Origin of the sequence: Microcoleus sp. B4-D4, assembly GCF_036705185.1 — a bacterium.
In the GTDB taxonomy this organism is placed as follows: domain Bacteria; phylum Cyanobacteriota; class Cyanobacteriia; order Cyanobacteriales; family Microcoleaceae; genus Microcoleus.
In genome coordinates this window covers 91181-107638 of the sequence record NZ_JAUBTX010000006.1, presented here as the reverse complement: position 1 = coordinate 107638, position 16458 = coordinate 91181, and the positions used below count along the sequence as shown (strand labels likewise).

The 16458-nt window shown below is 46.1% G+C and carries 11 protein-coding genes; 3 read left to right on the top strand and 8 right to left on the bottom strand.

What is annotated here, in order from left to right; translation table 11 throughout:
• Window positions 1-586: 586 nt before the first annotated feature.
• Window positions 587-1024 (bottom strand): large conductance mechanosensitive channel protein MscL, encoded by a 438-nt coding sequence (gene mscL / locus QUB13_RS07610; RefSeq protein ID WP_333379914.1) that lies wholly within the window; start codon window positions 1022-1024, stop codon window positions 587-589.
• 428 nt (window positions 1025-1452) lie between these two features.
• On the opposite strand from mscL, the gene QUB13_RS30400 reads away from it, so the two are divergent.
• Complete coding sequence (locus tag QUB13_RS30400; RefSeq protein ID WP_194067976.1) at window positions 1453-1614, top strand: transposase; 162 nt, start codon at window positions 1453-1455, stop codon at window positions 1612-1614.
• Window positions 1615-1815: 201 nt separating this feature from the next.
• On the opposite strand, the gene QUB13_RS07605 is transcribed toward QUB13_RS30400, so the two are convergent.
• Both QUB13_RS07605 and QUB13_RS07600 read right to left on the bottom strand, forming a co-directional pair.
• Window positions 1816-3249 (bottom strand): DUF3370 domain-containing protein, encoded by a 1434-nt coding sequence (locus QUB13_RS07605; RefSeq protein WP_442922144.1) that lies wholly within the window; start codon window positions 3247-3249, stop codon window positions 1816-1818.
• A 303-nt stretch (window positions 3250-3552) separates the two neighbouring features.
• Entirely contained in the window at window positions 3553-4290 is a 738-nt protein-coding gene (locus tag QUB13_RS07600) for a PEP-CTERM sorting domain-containing protein (RefSeq protein WP_333379912.1), read from the bottom strand.
• Window positions 4291-4857: 567 nt separating this feature from the next.
• On the opposite strand from QUB13_RS07600, the gene surE reads away from it, so the two are divergent.
• Window positions 4858-5532: a 5'/3'-nucleotidase SurE gene (surE, locus tag QUB13_RS07595; RefSeq protein WP_333166413.1), complete on the top strand. Its 675-nt coding sequence runs from the start codon at window positions 4858-4860 to the stop codon at window positions 5530-5532.
• A 1090-nt stretch (window positions 5533-6622) separates the two neighbouring features.
• On the top strand, window positions 6623-7495 hold the full coding sequence (locus tag QUB13_RS07590) for a pentapeptide repeat-containing protein (protein WP_333379911.1): 873 nt from the start codon (window positions 6623-6625) through the stop codon (window positions 7493-7495).
• 150 nt (window positions 7496-7645) lie between these two features.
• Here QUB13_RS07590 and QUB13_RS07585 read toward each other — a convergent pair whose 3' ends face one another.
• From QUB13_RS07585 to QUB13_RS07565, 5 genes are all read right to left on the bottom strand, one after another.
• Window positions 7646-8860 (bottom strand): FAD-dependent oxidoreductase, encoded by a 1215-nt coding sequence (locus QUB13_RS07585; RefSeq protein WP_333379910.1) that lies wholly within the window; start codon window positions 8858-8860, stop codon window positions 7646-7648.
• Between the two features lie 535 nt (window positions 8861-9395).
• Window positions 9396-10928: a phytoene desaturase family protein gene (locus QUB13_RS07580; RefSeq protein ID WP_333379909.1), complete on the bottom strand. Its 1533-nt coding sequence runs from the start codon at window positions 10926-10928 to the stop codon at window positions 9396-9398.
• A gap of 304 nt (window positions 10929-11232) precedes the next feature.
• A complete protein-coding gene (locus QUB13_RS07575) occupies window positions 11233-11718 on the bottom strand; it encodes a CRR6 family NdhI maturation factor (RefSeq protein WP_333379908.1) in 486 nt (161 codons plus the stop codon).
• A gap of 281 nt (window positions 11719-11999) precedes the next feature.
• Window positions 12000-13958, bottom strand: a complete 1959-nt coding sequence (locus tag QUB13_RS07570; protein WP_333379907.1) for a DUF3685 domain-containing protein — start codon at window positions 13956-13958, stop codon at window positions 12000-12002.
• Window positions 13959-13998: 40 nt separating this feature from the next.
• Complete coding sequence (locus QUB13_RS07565; protein WP_333379906.1) at window positions 13999-16245, bottom strand: hypothetical protein; 2247 nt, start codon at window positions 16243-16245, stop codon at window positions 13999-14001.
• Window positions 16246-16458 lie beyond the last annotated feature (213 nt).

Genomic DNA, 16458 nt, shown 5'->3' with positions numbered 1-16458 from the left:
CAAACCTTACTCTGAGGTTCGTAGTCAGGACTTCAGTCGGGAACATCTCAGTATTGCAAAAAGGATTTTTATGATTATAGAACCCATTTAACATCTTTTGTAAAATCCTTACAGGGCAACTATTCTAGCCTAAATTTAGGATTCTACTGATTCGCCCCAAACCTAGTTGTGGTAATAAGTCTGGAATAGATGTCAAATGGGTTCTATAGGCCTGAACTATGCCTACAGCCATACCCTCGATAATAAAGAAAGCATCTCCAAATTGAACGTTAATAACGTGTAATTTCTCAGCGTTAAAAAAGCACGCAATTCGGAAATACGTAAAAGGAAAATTATGAAAAATACTGTTTATCACCACCAAACTTTGGATTCAGGATGCCGGTTACGAAATCGCAAAGAAGGCTTTTGAAATATCTTTAGTGTGAGTGTGCAAAAAAGGAGATAACAGCCTAAACTTTTGCCTGCATCCCCTAAAAATCAAGTATTAAGTAGTTGTACAAAATTAATTACACAAAATATCCCCTGAAAGCCTTACAGCCTAAATAATCTTTATCTAATTAATTTCGTTTGGTTACTTACGTAGGCTCTAAATACCACGCGATTCCAATGCTTTTGCTAAGCGTTCTAAAACTTCTGTCATCCTTTCCTGGTTGAGAGTAGCAGCATCAACAAGTGCAACTTCTGCTTCTGCTTCTGCTGCTTGCCGACGAATTAATCTTTTTTTTGCAGATTCTACGCTTCGGAGTAATAGAAAAATAACAAAGGCGATAATCACAAAACTAATTACAGATGCCAGGAAAACACCCCATTTTATACCTCCTGGTGCCCAACTTTCCAGGTCTTTAGCTCCCGCAGCCGTTAAAGCAGGATTAAGAAGAATGGGAGTAATAATATCTTTGACTAAAGAATCAATGATTTTTCCAAAGGCTCCACCAATGATGACGGCAACTGCCAGTTCAAGGACATTTCCCTGAACTAAAAACTTCCAGAAATCGCTCCAAAATCCGCTACTACTTCTTGCCATGATGGATGTTCCCCTATAGATATGCCAGTAAAATTTATTTTCTCATGATTCAGGAAAAACTTTATTATATTTTAAACCAAACAAACTGGTCAAAGGCGATCGGGTTCAATCGAAGAACGGAGTGGCGCGACTTTTTGGTGCAACGGATGTTGTCCTTACTTTTCACGCTATCTCTGAAAGCCCTGTCAGGCAAGGGTTTCATCTGAAGACGTTTGTCAATGATTTCTACTTAGGGCTTGCTGAAAAAGTGTACGCAGTGGAAAAACGAGGCTACACAGCTTGAAAAATAGTAGGTTTATTGGTGAATTCCCAAATTTAGCCAGAGACGAACAACCAAGGTGCAAACGTTTTGAGCCTCTATAAAACCCGTTTGACATCTTTTATGCTGTTGTACGTGACCGCAAAAGCATTATCCAGCAGCAGCAGCCATGCCTTATTGTAGCAGTCTGACGGATTCAGAATGGGAAATAATTGAACCCATACTACATGAGATATTGCCCAGGAAGAAGCTAACTAAACCATGTAACTGGACAAAAAGAGAAATCTTAGACGGAATCTTCTATCAACTAAAAAATGGCTGCAATTGGTAAGACCTACCCAAGGATTGGCCCCCTTACAAGGGCCGTATATTGGCTTTACTTGCAGTGGCGAAAGGGAGTGATAGAAGAGCTGATGAGAGTGCTACATGGGCAAGTGCGTGAGCAGGTAAAAAAAGCCCAATGGACTACATTTTAGTTTTTCTTGATGCGGACTAAAGTCCTCACTACAAACCTTTGACTACTGACTATAAACTAATTACTCGATCGCACTGTCAAGACTTGCGGCGGCGTCGCATCCGGCGGATACAAAAAATCCACCTGAACCAAACGGCGTTCCCCCGGCTTCATATTCACATTCACCAAAGGTTCCCCCTGCTGTCCCCGGCGCTGCACAATGTGAATGTAGCGCGTCAAAGTCTTGCCCGTATCGTCATTAAATATCACCCGCACCGTACCTCGGAAAAATATCCGATTTTCCGGCGGATCGTAAAACATCAATCCACCCGATTTTGTATTTGCTTTAATCGGTGTTTGCATTCTAATGCTCACCGATTGAGACTCGCGAGATTTGTTGTAAAGCGGAAAAGCTAAGTTGTATTGAATCCCGTAATTGCCGTGAGCAAAATAAGCAGTATCGGGATAGCGAGCTAACATTTTAGCGCTTTGAACTTGGCCGGTGCCAAAAGTACCCGTATCCGTAGTGCTCAGAGCATAGGAAAATGACTCACCGCGCTTGGGAACAGTTAAATAATCGGTTCTAGAATTATCAGTAATTTTAGCTTTCCACTCCGAACCTTCAGCTACTCCCGCCACGCGGCCGTAAATTTTTTGCACCGGATTTTCGTCTGTCGGAGTTGGTGCTAAATCTCTGGGCCCCGCTAAACCTTTGGTGTTTAAAATATTTTCCCACTGTTCTAAAGTCGGAGATTGTTCGAGTCCATTTTTAGTTGGAGGAGCAAACATTGCTAAACTAGCAACATAAACCGAATTGCTGCTCGACATTCGCATCAAAGTCGATCGCCCGTTGGAAGCAGGCCTAATATTCCCCACAGGTATCGGCAAATTCATCAGCATTCGGCTCTGCATGGCCGGAATTTCGATCGCAGCGGGCAAAATGGCTTGTCTGTACCCCCGCAGCACATCGCTGGTAATCCGGCTTCCAGGCCCCGCAAACACGGTGCCGAATCGATTTTCTAAATACGAGGGCAAATCGACAAACAACGCATCCGGCTGAGTTAAATAGGTAGCTCCTTGCAAGACTTTTAAAGTAACAGGTTCCGAGTTGGGATTGTAGACAATTATTCCTTGAAATAAGGTGCGAGTTTCGTTGCGATTTTTAGCTTTGGCGATGTGGTGGGCGAAGATATCAAATCGATTTTTGAAGGGAAAGTTTAAGTGTGCAGAAGGTACTTGTTTACCTTCTTGGGGAAATGTGGAGAGCAAAATGCCTTCGGTTTGCACGACTTCCGGGCTGTTGCTGTTGAAAACGGGAATGTTGTCGAGTTTTCCCGGCAAAACGCGCACTTGCTGGGGCACTGTCACAGTATTCAGCGGGCTGCTGCTTGGCGGGGGCGGCTGCACATCTCGTTCGTTTTCCGGTAGGGGGACTTCTGGCTGGATAATCAGTTGCTGTTGGGTGGGAGGTGCGGCAATTGCTTGAGCTAAGGGTAGAATTGGTAAAAACATAGCTGCGATCGCGTTTAACTGAACTTGTGCTGATAATTCGATCGGGCGATCGACACAAAACTTTACCACAAGTTGGTTGATATTTTTTGGGGAATTTGGGATGTTAGGTCAATTTTTGTGGAAATTCTGGCATCGCAAATTTTTTGTTCTACTTAATGACAAAATGTAGAGCAAAAATAAGAGCCAGAAGCACTATAGCTGCGCTGGCTCTTATGAGTTGATACTAGAAGTTAACCTGAATTCACTAGAAATGGGACGAGCTTTTCTTTTCTGCCGATGGATGGCCTGCACCCCTGAGAAAATTTAAGCAAGAGCTTTTTTTGCCTGCTTGCGGCGGGCTGCGACTAAACTTCCCAACCCCATCACCATACCTGCGATAGTAGTTGGTTCGGGTACTGGCTCAGCATCAGCCGAAACTCCGGCCATAACTTTGTCACTGGTACCAACATTAGACCCATCTACCTGTTGGAAGCGAACTCCTGCCTTGAGCGTACCATTCTGAAATCCCGTCAAGAAAGCATTTTCTGCCTGAGACGCACTCAGACTGCTGCCAGTTAGCAAAAAGCTAACCAAAGTAGACTGATTTTTATATAAGCCTCCATTAGCGTTGCCACCATTAAACTCTTTGCGCGGAGTGCTAATGCCATAGTCGAAACCGTCTTTTTGCAAACCTTTAATTTCAACGTTTTGCCAAAACGCTGTAAAAGTGCTGCCTGCGGTAGATTTAACCGATGCATTAACGCCGCTCAATACGTCAAATGCCACCCCAACGAGAGAAGAGTTGGTTGCGCCACCGGCTGTAGTCTTAGTGCCAGTGGTATTGGTGATGCCCAAATTCAGGAGCAAGTCGGCTCCACTTTGGACAAAGTTGAAGTCCAATGTTGCAGTAGCACCGGTGCCAATGCCGTTGGTCGTACCGTACTCAGGAGCCACGGATAAACTGAATGCTTGGGCTTGCGTTGCAGTTAGTAAGGAAGAAGCAACAACTAAACCAGCAGTAGCTATACAGGCGGTTAGTGGTTGGGCGAAGTTGGTTTTCATAAGAGTAATACCTTTTTTATATCCTTTGGGGATTGACTTTATTGATTTATCCTGGTTTCTGTTTACATCATCTATCATGTAAAGGTCTTTGTCTATACATTTTTGATACCTTTACCAAAACAATATTTTGCGAGGTTTAAGAATAAACCTTTCGTAAACTTGGTTGTATCGCCAAGGCTAGGATGACTGCTGCTGAGGGATTCCACGCCTAACTATCCGTTATTGCAACTTTCGGTATCATCGGTTGTCACAACCGCTGACTACGTAATTTTACTAACAGTAAGTAATATATTATACAGATATTGAGAAATGTGTTGGTCGATCGCCTGATGTACGCGAAAGTAAATATGGAATTAGTAACTCTTCCCGGGCGCAGATAGCGGGTTTGAGCCACTAAAGTACGGCGTGGAGAACCCAAAATTTAGGCTGTTGTTCAATCTCCAAGATTCATCTGTGGAGTAAATCTAAAATCTAAAATCGACAGAATCCCCGCGACACCCTACAATTTGAGATTGCCTCGACTCGCCCGCCAGTGACACAATAACGTTACTAACAGACAAATTTTCAATGATAATTTTAACCAACGACGACGGAATAGACGCTCCGGGGATTCAGGCACTTTTGCAGGCTGTAGAAGGCAAAACAATTATGGTGGCTCCGCAGGGGCAATTGTCGGGCTGCGGGCATCAGGTGACGGCTCACAGTCCGATTCATGTCGATCGGCGATCGTCCGTGGAATATGCTGTAGGGGGAACACCTGCCGATTGCGTGCGTATTGCTCTTCATCACCTTTGTGCGAAGCCGGATTTGGTGCTTTCGGGTATTAACGCAGGTGGCAATTTGGGCGTTGACGTGTACATTTCGGGTACGGTTGCGGCTGTGCGGGAAGCAGCCATGCACGGTATTCCGGGAATCGCAATTTCCCACCGGATTAAAAGGCCGCTCGAAATAGATTGGGATGTCGCTACTCGGTGGACATCGCGGGTGTTGGCCCATTTGCTGAACCGGGAACCAAAGTCGGGGTGTTTTTGGAATGTGAATTTGCCGCATTTAGCGCCGGGAAGTGCGGAACCGGAAATAGTGTTTTGCCAGCCTTCGACGCAGCCGCTGCCTGTGGTTTACCGGGTGGAGGGAGAATACTTTTATTATGCCGGAGAATATGGCTCGCGCGATCGGGCGGCGGGGACTGATGTTGACGTGTGTTTTGAGGGTAATATTGCGGTGACTGAGATATCTCTATGAGCGGATTTTGAGCTGTTTGGGCGATCGAGATATTTTTTTATTGGTAAATTAATAGACTGTGTTAAATACGGCAAGGGAATATTTGATATTGATAGCTAAAAACTGAACTACACATACCCTAAATAAAATATCGTGTTCGCTCAATTACCAATAATAAACAAGGTTTGTAGTGAGGAATTTAGTCCTGATAACCAGAAGACTAAATTCTTCACTACATACGAATCTGATTATTAAGCTTCTTCGAGCGACATGACATAAGAAACAGATTTTCGGATTATCCCAAAAAGGGATATTTCGATGTTGGAAATTGTAGTAATGACCATTGCACAGCATTAATAGCCATCCCGAAATCGGCTGCTATCTCTACTTGCTGCCGTCACTGCTACCATGACTTTTTTTTGTCATCCTTCGGCTTAGCCGCAGCGTCAGGCTGTTTCTTGGGCTTTTTGACTTCTTTGTTGCTTTTTTTTTCTTTTGACATAATGATTCCTCTCTTTTGACTCAGCATAACATAGATTGAAACATCTGTCTAACTGCCCTTAAAACCGGTTGCCTCAAACTGATTTGAGAGTGTATCCGCTAAATTACCCTGAATAAAATAGGTTTGTAGTTAGGACTTTAGTCCACAGCATTTTCAGAGAAATTTAGTCCCAACTACAAACTTATTTCTTATTTCATTGCATATTTTTAGCAGACACAAGATTGCTTGCGGTTGATTTTTGATAATTTTTGGTAGATGACCGACCCGATTTTGCACAAAGAGCATCTACAGATATCATCGGTAAAATGTCGGAAATTACTTTTAACCGAACAGTTTTGATGTCGCAGCCTCAAACCCTTTATTTACCCGACAGCCTATAACCTGCCTCGGCCAGCGCTGCCTTCGTACCGCTCCCCTCAAACCCCTCTTCTAGGGTTGACTGTCCAAAACTGTCCGCAGCGTTGCAAAAAAAACCGAGTATCTTGAGAAATATCAAGTTAGTTTGTAGCTTTATCGAAAGTGCGATCGCCTCCGCTTCATTAGATATAAAATATTTATTAAGAGCTAAGAATTTTTAGAGAAATTTTCGCTATTAGGAATCTAACCGCTATGGAAGTCACTGAGCTACTCAAAGACTACGAAAATGGCAAAAGAGACTTTGTAGGTGCCGAGCTGAGCGGGGCCAATCTCAGTGGAGCTATCTTGGACGGAATAAACCTTTCGAGGGCTAACCTTGCGGGAGCTAACCTGAGTCGGGCGCATCTGACCAAAGCAGCACTCAACGGCGCAAACCTTTGCAGGGCAAATCTGAGTTTTGCCAAAATGGGCCAAGCCAGACTAGCCGACGCAGAGCTCACGAAAGCCAATCTCAGCGGAGCTTTCCTCGTCAAAGCAAAACTCCCCAGGGCTAAGTTGACCGGAGCTCAACTCATAGGTAGCAACCTGCGGAACGCCATTCTCTGGAACGCCAATCTGTGTACGGCAGACTTGCAATTCGTCAACCTGCGGGGAGCAAACCTCACGGGAGCAAACCTCAACTGGGCGCACTGTCCAGAGGTAAAACTCAGCGGTGCAAAGCTTTTTGGCGCTCAACTCACAGGTATCTATCTCAGGAAAGCTTACATGAACGGCATCGACCTCAGCAGGATAGACCTCAATGGTGTCAATCTCAGCGAAGCCAAACTCAACGGGGTCAACTTGGAAGGCTCCAATTTGTTAGCAGCAAATCTCAGCGGGGCTCAGTTGCGGGGCGTTCAGTTGAAGGGAGCAGATTTAACCAGAGCGAACTTGGTGGGAGTTTCTTTGGTGCAGGCAAACCTCGATTGGGCTAGGCTGTGTTATGCAGACTTGAGCGAGGCAGACTTGAGCGGCGCAACATTCTTGGGAGCTAACTTTGAGGGTACTTTGTTAGCTGGCTCGACAATGGGCGCATCTGTGAGCCTTGATGTCTGCTTAACTGCAACGAGTTGTGTCGCAGCCTAAGCATTTGGGAAAAGTTACTCTGGCATTGATTCGACTTGTGTTGCATAAATATTCGATATGTTAACCGCAGATTTCCAGCGGATAAACACTGATGGACGCAGATAATTCAATTTTGTCTGCGATGCAGAGTGCAACTCAAGTCTATGGAACTCACCCGATTAATTTTGCGACTCGCAAAGCAGAGGTAATCGCTCCTTCGTGCAAACCATCTCCCAAATAAGCTCCCGCATGATAAGTGTGGTTCTCGCCGTTAGTCTCGATAACTTCGTCTCGGTATCGAAAAGACTCGACATTATACATGGGTGTATGATGTTTTTGAATGTGAATAATCTGGTTTTGGTCGATCGACTGTTCCAGTCGAAATGCTAAACTGTACTCTCGCGGTGACGAAATGCCGCAAAGCTGATTCAAGCTCGCATTGTAGCCCCATCCTTTGTCCGTCTCGAAAAAATCAAATTCTGATAACTTGCGGATGCCGTAGCGATCGTACATCGAAGTATCGGAATGCAGCACAGTCGTGGCATAATTGGGTTGCCACGCCGCAAACCGCTTCGTTTCCGCCTCAGTCGGGTCAGCCAACAGCCTCATTACTTGGTCTGGCGGCATCGCAAAAACCACCTTATCAAACTCCTGAATCTCCCCATCAGAAAGCACAAATTTTACAGCATCAGCACTTCTAAAAATCTTGGCAATCTCCACATTTAGCAGTATATCGCCCTGAAAGCGCTCCAGAATCTTTTCAATGTAAGAATACACGCCGCCTTTAATCCTTACCCAGTTAACCAACGCATATTCCCGCAGCATGGGAATCGCCAACTCTGCCGGGAAATCGTCGAGCAATTCAAACGGTATCGAGTAGCTGTACATCGTCAACAACTTCAGCCAATCGTTGCGGATGCACGAACTTTTCAAACTCTGAGAAAGCGGCACATCGTAGAAATCGTGCTGTTTAGCAAACCGCATTTTTAAAATAAATCCAGCCGAACGAGCATAAAGAGCATCCAGCCGCAAATATTCGATCAGACGTTGAATTCCCGTGAAATTCTTTTTGATTGAAACAGCAGACAAAAAGTGACCGCCATCTTTAAAAAACAGCGCTGATCCAATCTGCACTGGTTCTAATTCAACGCCTAATTCCTGCATTAAAGCCGCAAAATTGTAAAACACTGTGGGAAATTCCAGAACCCCATTTTCTAATATTTCATTGCATTCAGATTGATTTGGCAAAACATTTTTATTGAGCGTGCGTATGTGTCCGCCTAAAATCGGTTGCTTTTCCAAAACAGTGACGTGATGTCCCTGTTTATCGAGCCAGTAAGCTGTGGCCATACCGCTAGCTCCGCCCCCAACAATTGCAATTTTCATAGTTCGCTCCTAGAAGTCATTAGTCATTAGTCATCAGTCATTAGTCATTAGTCATTAGTCATTAGTCATCAGTCATTAGTCATTAGTCATTAGTCATTAGTCATTAGTCATTATTAGTCATTTGTTACATGTTGTTTGTTATTGCTAACAACTGACAACTGACAACTGACAACTGGCAACTGCTTTCCGTACAACTTCATCAGGAAGATGGAAGATGGAAGATGGAAGAAATTCTCGTTTCCAGGTTATACCTGGGAACGCATTTCACTCTTGCTGTGCCTCGTCATTTTTAAGAGGAGGCAGAGCCTCCAGAAATTCATTCCTTGGCAGAGCCAAGGAACGAGATCAAGAGATAATTCATTCCTTGGCAGAGGCAAGGAACGAGATAAAATTCATTCCTTGGCAAAGCCAAAAAACGAGATAATGAGAGCAGAAACGAGAGATTTTTAAGAAGAGGCAGAGCAAGAGTGAAATTCATTCCTTGGCAGAGCCAAAAAACGAGAGAAACAGGAAAATAACCAATTGCTAATTTTCCTTAGCCTAAAATCGCATCGCCGGATAAACGTTGATAAAGCAGCGCCCCCGTCCAAAATGTCGGCGCAAAGCCTGGATAGCCCGATGAGGCGTTGCAGAAATAGAAATTGTTGAGGGATGTTTCGTGATTTAGCCGATCGATTCCCATGTTTTTCGGTGTCAGCCTAGAACCGTAGGAATTGCCGTTAGGACACCAACAGAAGCGCTCGTTAGTTGTAGGACTTCCGGTAATGTGAAATACCATGTGTTTGCGAAAATCTGGAACATAGTGTTTTTCAACTACGTCTAAAATCGAGTCCAGAATCTCTTGTTTTTTCTGTCTGTAAGCTTTGCGATCGGTATCCCAAAGTTGTTTAAAATAGCTGTAATTCGCAACAGTCAGAAATTCCACAATTTGACAATCTTCAGGACAATCCCCCCCCGCTTCGGTGAGTAAAGTGGGTGTGGTAATTGCAAAACTCGGACTAGAAAAATCATTATTATCGTACATTTGAGCAAAAGCTTCATTCAGATTCAAATGTTCCGAATGAAACGTATTCCATTTGCCAAATCCATAGTCTCGCAGGTCGATATCTTTGACAACACAGTAGACCATGTAATTAGATGCAGAATACTCGTAGTCGAGTTTCCGCCGCACTGTTTTCGAGAATAGTTCCTCTCCAATCATCTTGGCCGCTCGTTTGGGATCGAGGTTGCAAATCACCGTGTCGCCAGTGAATTCATGGGTTTGATGCGTGGTTAAATCCATCGCTTCAACTCCCGTTACCGTTCTATCTTTCACCCTAAAATTTGTGACTTCGTAGTTTAGAGAAACTTTCCCGCCGTTGGATTCAATGACTTTAACTAAAGAATTGATGACATCTTCAAAATGTTGCGTTGGGTAAAACGCACCTTCTTGATAGCCTCGAAACAAAGCAATCCAAGCATAGAAAGAAAGCTGGTTCGGAGGCAGCAAAAAGTCCGGCCATTGCAAAGCTAATAGGGTTTGGGCTGCTTGCGGGAGTTGGAATTTGTCGAACACGTCTTGAAGCGTGCTGTTGAGGTGTTGGACGGCACAGAATACGTCACTGAAATTTTTGATTAATTCAATTGGTTTGACGGGAGGAGCGAGTTTTCTGAGTCCTTCGCCGGTGTTTTCGACTTCGTTGACGAATTTGCGAATTCTCTCGCTTGCTTCGGGAAACAGGGCCGACAATCTGCGGATCAGTTCTTCTGATTCCGAGGGAATATCTAGTGCGTACCCAGGCATTCTCATGTGGTCGAAGCCATTCGGATCGTACCGTTCAAAGGTGACATCGCGATCGAGATTGAGTTTTTTGAGGACTCGATTCACTGTATGTCCTTCGCCGCAGTCCCAAACGTAGTGGAATTGGGCATTAAAGGTGTATTTTTTGGCCATTGTAAAGGTGTGGCCAAAGCCTCCGGGGTGTTCGTGAGCTTCAAGGATGTGTACGGTTTTGCCGGAGTTTGCCATCAAAGCTCCGAAAACCAGTGCTGATAAACCACTGCCGACGATGAGGTAATCTGTTTTCATGGGACATTTCCTCGATCGATTGAATCGGGCGATCGTTGTCTATTTAAACTAACTCTCAATTCTGAGGAAAGTGTGAAGTCCAGCAACAATTTTTTGAGGCGCGGTGGTTTAAGGATTGTATTAAAGTCTGAGTACGGTTGCTGTTAAGCTTAATTAACCTGTTGCGGATAGAACTTATAGCTGCGGAGGCGGACTGGAAAGCCCGCCCCAAAAAGGAAGAAACCGGGTTTATACCTTTGTTCTTAGTCTTAAGGTATAGAGTAGCCTACCTAATTAGGAGTATGTTAATTAGAGGCGCGATCGCCTATTTGTGCGGCACGATCACATCAAAAAAAGCATCCTCCAAATCATAACCAAACATTTGGGACATCGCCATCAACTTCGATTTGCTGGGAATTCCCTGCTGGTTCAACCAATCAGTCAACACAAAAATTTTGCTCATCAAAAACATTTCTAAAGCTTCAGGATTGTACTGAATGCCTTGGGTGCGGTGGAACTGATGCGGCACCAACATCGCCGCGTAGCGGGCCAATTCTCCACCTTTCCAATCTAGCAAAAATGGCAGCCAAGGATAACAAGCATCCAAGCGGATAAACCACAGCCGCACTTCTGGAATTTCGGATATTTCTCGCGGATCTAATTCTTCGCGCGGATACTCAATTTCAAATTGTACCTGTTGTTCGTTTTCGGCGATCGCCCCGGATGCCAGCCAATTTTCGATCGCACTCCGCACCGGAGACAAATCTAAACTGTTTATGCGATCGGCATCAATCGATATCATAATACTCATAAAAAGTCAACCTTATAACATTAAGTTTTAGATTAATCCCACAGATAAATCCGGGAGTCCAGTAACCAATTGCTTGATAGTCAACTGTATACCGTTTAGTTATCATACCACCAGCTATAAATATTTTAGCTGACTAATGACTAATGACTGCTGACTGCTGACTACTGACTACTGACTACTAAGAGGGCGGGCACGCACCATCCACTGCCCCTACCAACTGACTAATGACTAATGACTAATGACTAATGACTACTGCCAACTGCCAACTGCCAACTAACTAATTACCCATTTTTCCCAAACTTGCCATCCTGCAAAGAATTACCAATTCCCTGAATAATTCCCCGCCCGATCAAACCAATTCCCCGCCCTATCACCTGCGTCAAAACATAAACAACAGCAGCACCCAACAGCGAAATCACCGCGCGAACCCTAGGCGCGATCGCATCCCTAGCTTCCAGCAGCAAAGTCAACACCAACTGCAACCCAGAAAGCTGGGCCAACTCCCGATTTCTCGGAGCATAAATAGAAATTCTCTTAATTCCCGCATCCCCCAAAACAAACAGCCAAAATCTGCTTTCAAAAATGGCTTTTGGTTCTACAAAATAGTTGTCCCAGCGATATCTCCAGGATAAATTATTCCGAAACCGCTCAATTTCCCGCGTCGAAATCAACTTTCCATCATAAAAATTTTGCTTAATTTCCTCAATATTTGCAAAATTATTCAGTAGGGGCTGCACTACTCCGCTAGCAATTTGAATTGCCAAATTTTCTAACAAAGCTTCCGCTCGCTGCATTGCTTGCGGGCTGCCAGCAACACAAGAAAGATTGCCAACTGTCAGAGGAATTTCAAATAATAAATGGGCAAAAAAATCAACAGTCATCGGTATTTTGTCAAGAATTTCTGCCGCCACGGCTGTTTCTTCTGCCAACAGCACCGGCACCATTTCTACGCTACTGCCGTTTAATAAATTAGCAGCGGTTATCGCTGGATTTTCTGACAGTTTCAAGCTTGTTTGACTGTTGTCTAAAAGCAGATTTTCTTCTGTTTGTAGCGTATAATATTTGCCAAAAAAATCTATGATTGTTGCTTCCCACAAATCCCGCAAAATAGCAGGCATTTTTTCTGACAATTGAGTTGGCTGCACTTGCGAAAAGCGCAATTCCTCTAGCAAATCCTCTAACTTCCGCAGGATGGAACTCATCAATTCGCGCTTTTGAGCCGATCGCAAAATATCGATTTCCAAAGGCACGCCAGTCAAATTCACCAAATCAAACTGTAATTTAGCAGCCGCCGAGTCAAACAAACTCCCTTGCCAATCATTTGCCACCACCAAAGATTCCGCCGCCACTTGAGATTTCGCGACTTGCAACTGAGAATTATTCAACAAATTCTCTGCTTTTCCTTCTGCCTTCTCTCTTCTTTTTACATTGAGCGAAGCCCGATCGCCCTCTTGCTTCTTTTTACCTTGAGCGGAACCCGATCGCCCTCTTGCTTCCAATAATAACTGACTGACAATCCAGCGAGCAGCCAGCAATTCTCGGCGGTGTCCGCTGACTATAACCCGGTCTAAAATAGAGGGCAAATCCGTCGCATCTGCCGCTTTCACCTCTTCTAAATCAGCTTTGACAAGCGCCAAAGCTGAGTCTATTTCCCGCAATCCAGACACAAAAGCATCAGTCAGGATGTTTTGGCGTAAAGGGCGATCGACTATCCGATCATCTAAATTTTCCTCAGCAGCAATTGCTGCTGAGTTTTCTATTGCTGAAACTACGGCTGAATTTAGCTGTATTGTCGAGTTAGCCGTCGCATCCGCCGGCCAATAAGTGCTGCCCGAACCCACCGCGCGAATAGCTTCCATTGTCACGGAAATATCTCTACCTTTAGGACAATAGCCATTCGCGCCCGCAGCTTGTACGACCGCCAACAACTCCGGTGTCAGCGGTTCGCCTAGCAGCAAGAGCGGCAGGTTAGGGTACAAACTTTTGAGTTCGCCACAAGCTGCCAGCGCCGAATCTTGACCCGATCGCAAATTTAAGGTTTCAACACCCAAAATTGCCAAATCTGGGGGCTTCTCGGCCGCTCCAGAGTCGAGGGAGCGAGCTTCTAAAACCTGCAGGGCCTCCGAGACAGTCGAAACCTCTGCGACAACCTCCAAGTCTGGAGATTGTTCGCAGGCGACTCGCAATCCCAGCCGGAAAATGGGGTCGTTATCGATCGACAGCAGTTGCAAATTACTCACTCGATTTTAGATGTTAGAGGTCGATCGCCAGAAAACCCAATTACTCGGGGAGCAAATTAGCATCAGGAGGCCCAGCCGATTCAGGAATCGACGGCGGAGCCGGAGCTGGAGCCGGAGCTGGCTCTGGAGCTGGAGCCGGAGCCGGAGCCGGAGCCTCTTGTCTGGCGGGCGGATAGTAAGGTTCAGGCTCCCTCGCCGGAGGATAGTAAGGTTCAGGCTCCCTCGCCGGAGGATAGTAAGGTTCAGGCTCTCTCGCCGGAGGATAGTAAGGTTCAGGAGCCGGAGCCGGGGCCTCTTGTCTGGCGGGCGGATAGTAAGGTTCAGGTTCAGGAGCTGGCGCGTACTCCTCCTGTCGCGGAGCTGGCGCGTACTCTTCCTGTCGCGGAGCTGGCGCGTACTCCTCCTGTCGCGGTGCTGGTGCGTACTCGCGAGCGGGTTCAGGCGGTGGTGCAGTGTTGGCTCTGAGTTCGGCACTCCAGCGCCCGATCGCCCCTGCCGCCTCTGAATGCAGCGCTCTACCGTAACCGATTTGCGAAGCCATATCGATCGCCGCCGACAGACTACCTTGAGACGCCAATTCAGCAGCTCGATCCAGAATCGGTCTGTCTCTAGCAATTTGCAGTTCGCTCACCCACTGATAGATATTATCCTGAGCTTTGGCGTACAGAGTCCTACCGCTCTTAATTTCCGAAGCTTTATCAATAGCCGCGCTCAGTTTTCCTTCCTTCGCCAGGGCGATAGATTCATCCAAAAAAGGCTGATCTTCAATCACTTCAATGCGTTTCGTCCACTGAGCCAAGAGAGTTTGCGCCTCTATTCTCCGGGGGCGGTTGAGAGCCACCAAACGTACCTGAGCCATGCCGCCCTTTAGTCCTTCAACCGTTCCCGACTCTGCCAACTGCTTCGCCAGAGTCACAAAAGATTTGTCTTCGATCCGCTGAATTTCCCGGCGCCAAGTAGCCACCAAAGTTTGAGCGTGAATCCGCCGTGGCTGAGAAGGGCCGATGGTTTGCGCTTCAGCGATCGCTACCTGAAATGCCCCGACTTGACCCAAACCAGCGATCGTACTCGCCACTTGCAGCCGCACCAAATCTTGAAACTGCACCTGCAAATTTTCAATTTGAACTTGAGCCTGCTTGTACAGAGGGCGGCCCGGAGCAATTTGGCTAGCAGCGCCCTGCCCTTCGAGCAAACTAAAAATATGTTGTGGTAGCGGTGTGGAAATCGACTGATTCCACGTCACCGCCTTAGCCCTACCCAACTGCATCAAATCTTGAGCTTCCGCAAACAGCGGCGTATTTTGCGGCACCACAGAAGCCGCCTCCATCGTCCCCGGCAAGTCTTTCGCCTCCAACCGCTTAGTAGCCATTGCCAGCAAAGTCCGGCTCCAACCCTCAATTTCCTTCTCTGCTTTAGCGCGCGCAAAAAGCTGCGAGTCTATTTTACGAGCTAGGACGATCGCCTCAGCGAACTTTTGCGGAGTCCCATCCTGCGCCAAATCTCTCGCCTCTTGCAAGCGCTGCCAGCCGTTTCTTTCCAAAGAAATCTGCTGGATCAGCTCGTTGTAGCGCTTCTGACTCCAGAAAATATTTTCCAGCTTGAACAAAGCTTGAGCGTAATCCCAAGCCTTCTTTAAATCCTCGCTTTTCAAAGCTGTTAAGGCTGTATCGTAGAGTTTTTGACCCTCCTGCCAATTTTTTTCCCAAGCAGCAACAGCTTCCTCTACATCTGGGTAAGACGGACTGGTTTTGGGAATTTTCGCCACAATCTCCAGAGCCCCCTTCAAATCCCCTTGCTCAATTTTTGCCCTGGCAAAACGCAGCATGGCTTTTGACCATTCTCCGATCAAATGTTGCCCCTGCGAGTATAGCGGGTGTTCTTTGGGCCAAGCCTGCACCAGTGCAATTGCCGATTCTAGCTGTTCTAGTTTTCCCGACTTAGCCGCTTGTTGAGCGCAGTAAAGTCGCTCTCCATCCGCCGCCAGCGGCGACAGTTGTTGGCAATTTGGTGGTGGAGGCATAGTCAGCAACCACAGGAATGCGGCCGCACCGGTGACTCCAAATCCCACTAGGAGACTCAGCCAGATGAGCTGCCACTGCCAAAAAGTTCTTTTGCCCTCGTTGCTCGGCAGCACCCTTGCTGAGGTACTCGCATCGCCTATCGCCTCTGCACTCAATTGTGCTGTCGGCTTGGGTGATGGGTTGTACTGCGGTGCTCTGTGGAATTGGTCAGATTGTCGTCTCGCCATTACTTCAGCTTGTCCTGTAATGCGCTCTATGCGTGACACTCCCACATCAAATCCATAGATTGTGATGTGGGATTCTGACTCCTGTTAAGGAGATCGAGAACTTCCTTCAAGGTACTGGCAATCTTTCCCTTTACGGCATTTTATAGTGAGGTTTGTGTCCCGCCCCACTGCTGGCTTTGGAGTATTTTAGGCTCTGTAAGCACGTAGATCATACCAGTTATCAAACTGTTATTCACAGCTCTCGCTGGCAGT

Coding starts and splice junctions, on each gene's coding strand:
- mscL (WP_333379914.1), bottom strand. CDS start 1,024: ATGGCAAGAAGTAGTAGCGGATTTTGGAGCGATTTCTGGAAGTTTTTA.
- QUB13_RS30400 (WP_194067976.1), top strand. CDS start 1,453: ATGCCTTATTGTAGCAGTCTGACGGATTCAGAATGGGAAATAATTGAA.
- QUB13_RS07605 (WP_442922144.1), bottom strand. CDS start 3,249: ATGTTTTTACCAATTCTACCCTTAGCTCAAGCAATTGCCGCACCTCCC.
- QUB13_RS07600 (WP_333379912.1), bottom strand. CDS start 4,290: ATGAAAACCAACTTCGCCCAACCACTAACCGCCTGTATAGCTACTGCT.
- surE (WP_333166413.1), top strand. CDS start 4,858: ATGATAATTTTAACCAACGACGACGGAATAGACGCTCCGGGGATTCAG.
- QUB13_RS07590 (WP_333379911.1), top strand. CDS start 6,623: ATGGAAGTCACTGAGCTACTCAAAGACTACGAAAATGGCAAAAGAGAC.
- QUB13_RS07585 (WP_333379910.1), bottom strand. CDS start 8,860: ATGAAAATTGCAATTGTTGGGGGCGGAGCTAGCGGTATGGCCACAGCT.
- QUB13_RS07580 (WP_333379909.1), bottom strand. CDS start 10,928: ATGAAAACAGATTACCTCATCGTCGGCAGTGGTTTATCAGCACTGGTT.
- QUB13_RS07575 (WP_333379908.1), bottom strand. CDS start 11,718: ATGAGTATTATGATATCGATTGATGCCGATCGCATAAACAGTTTAGAT.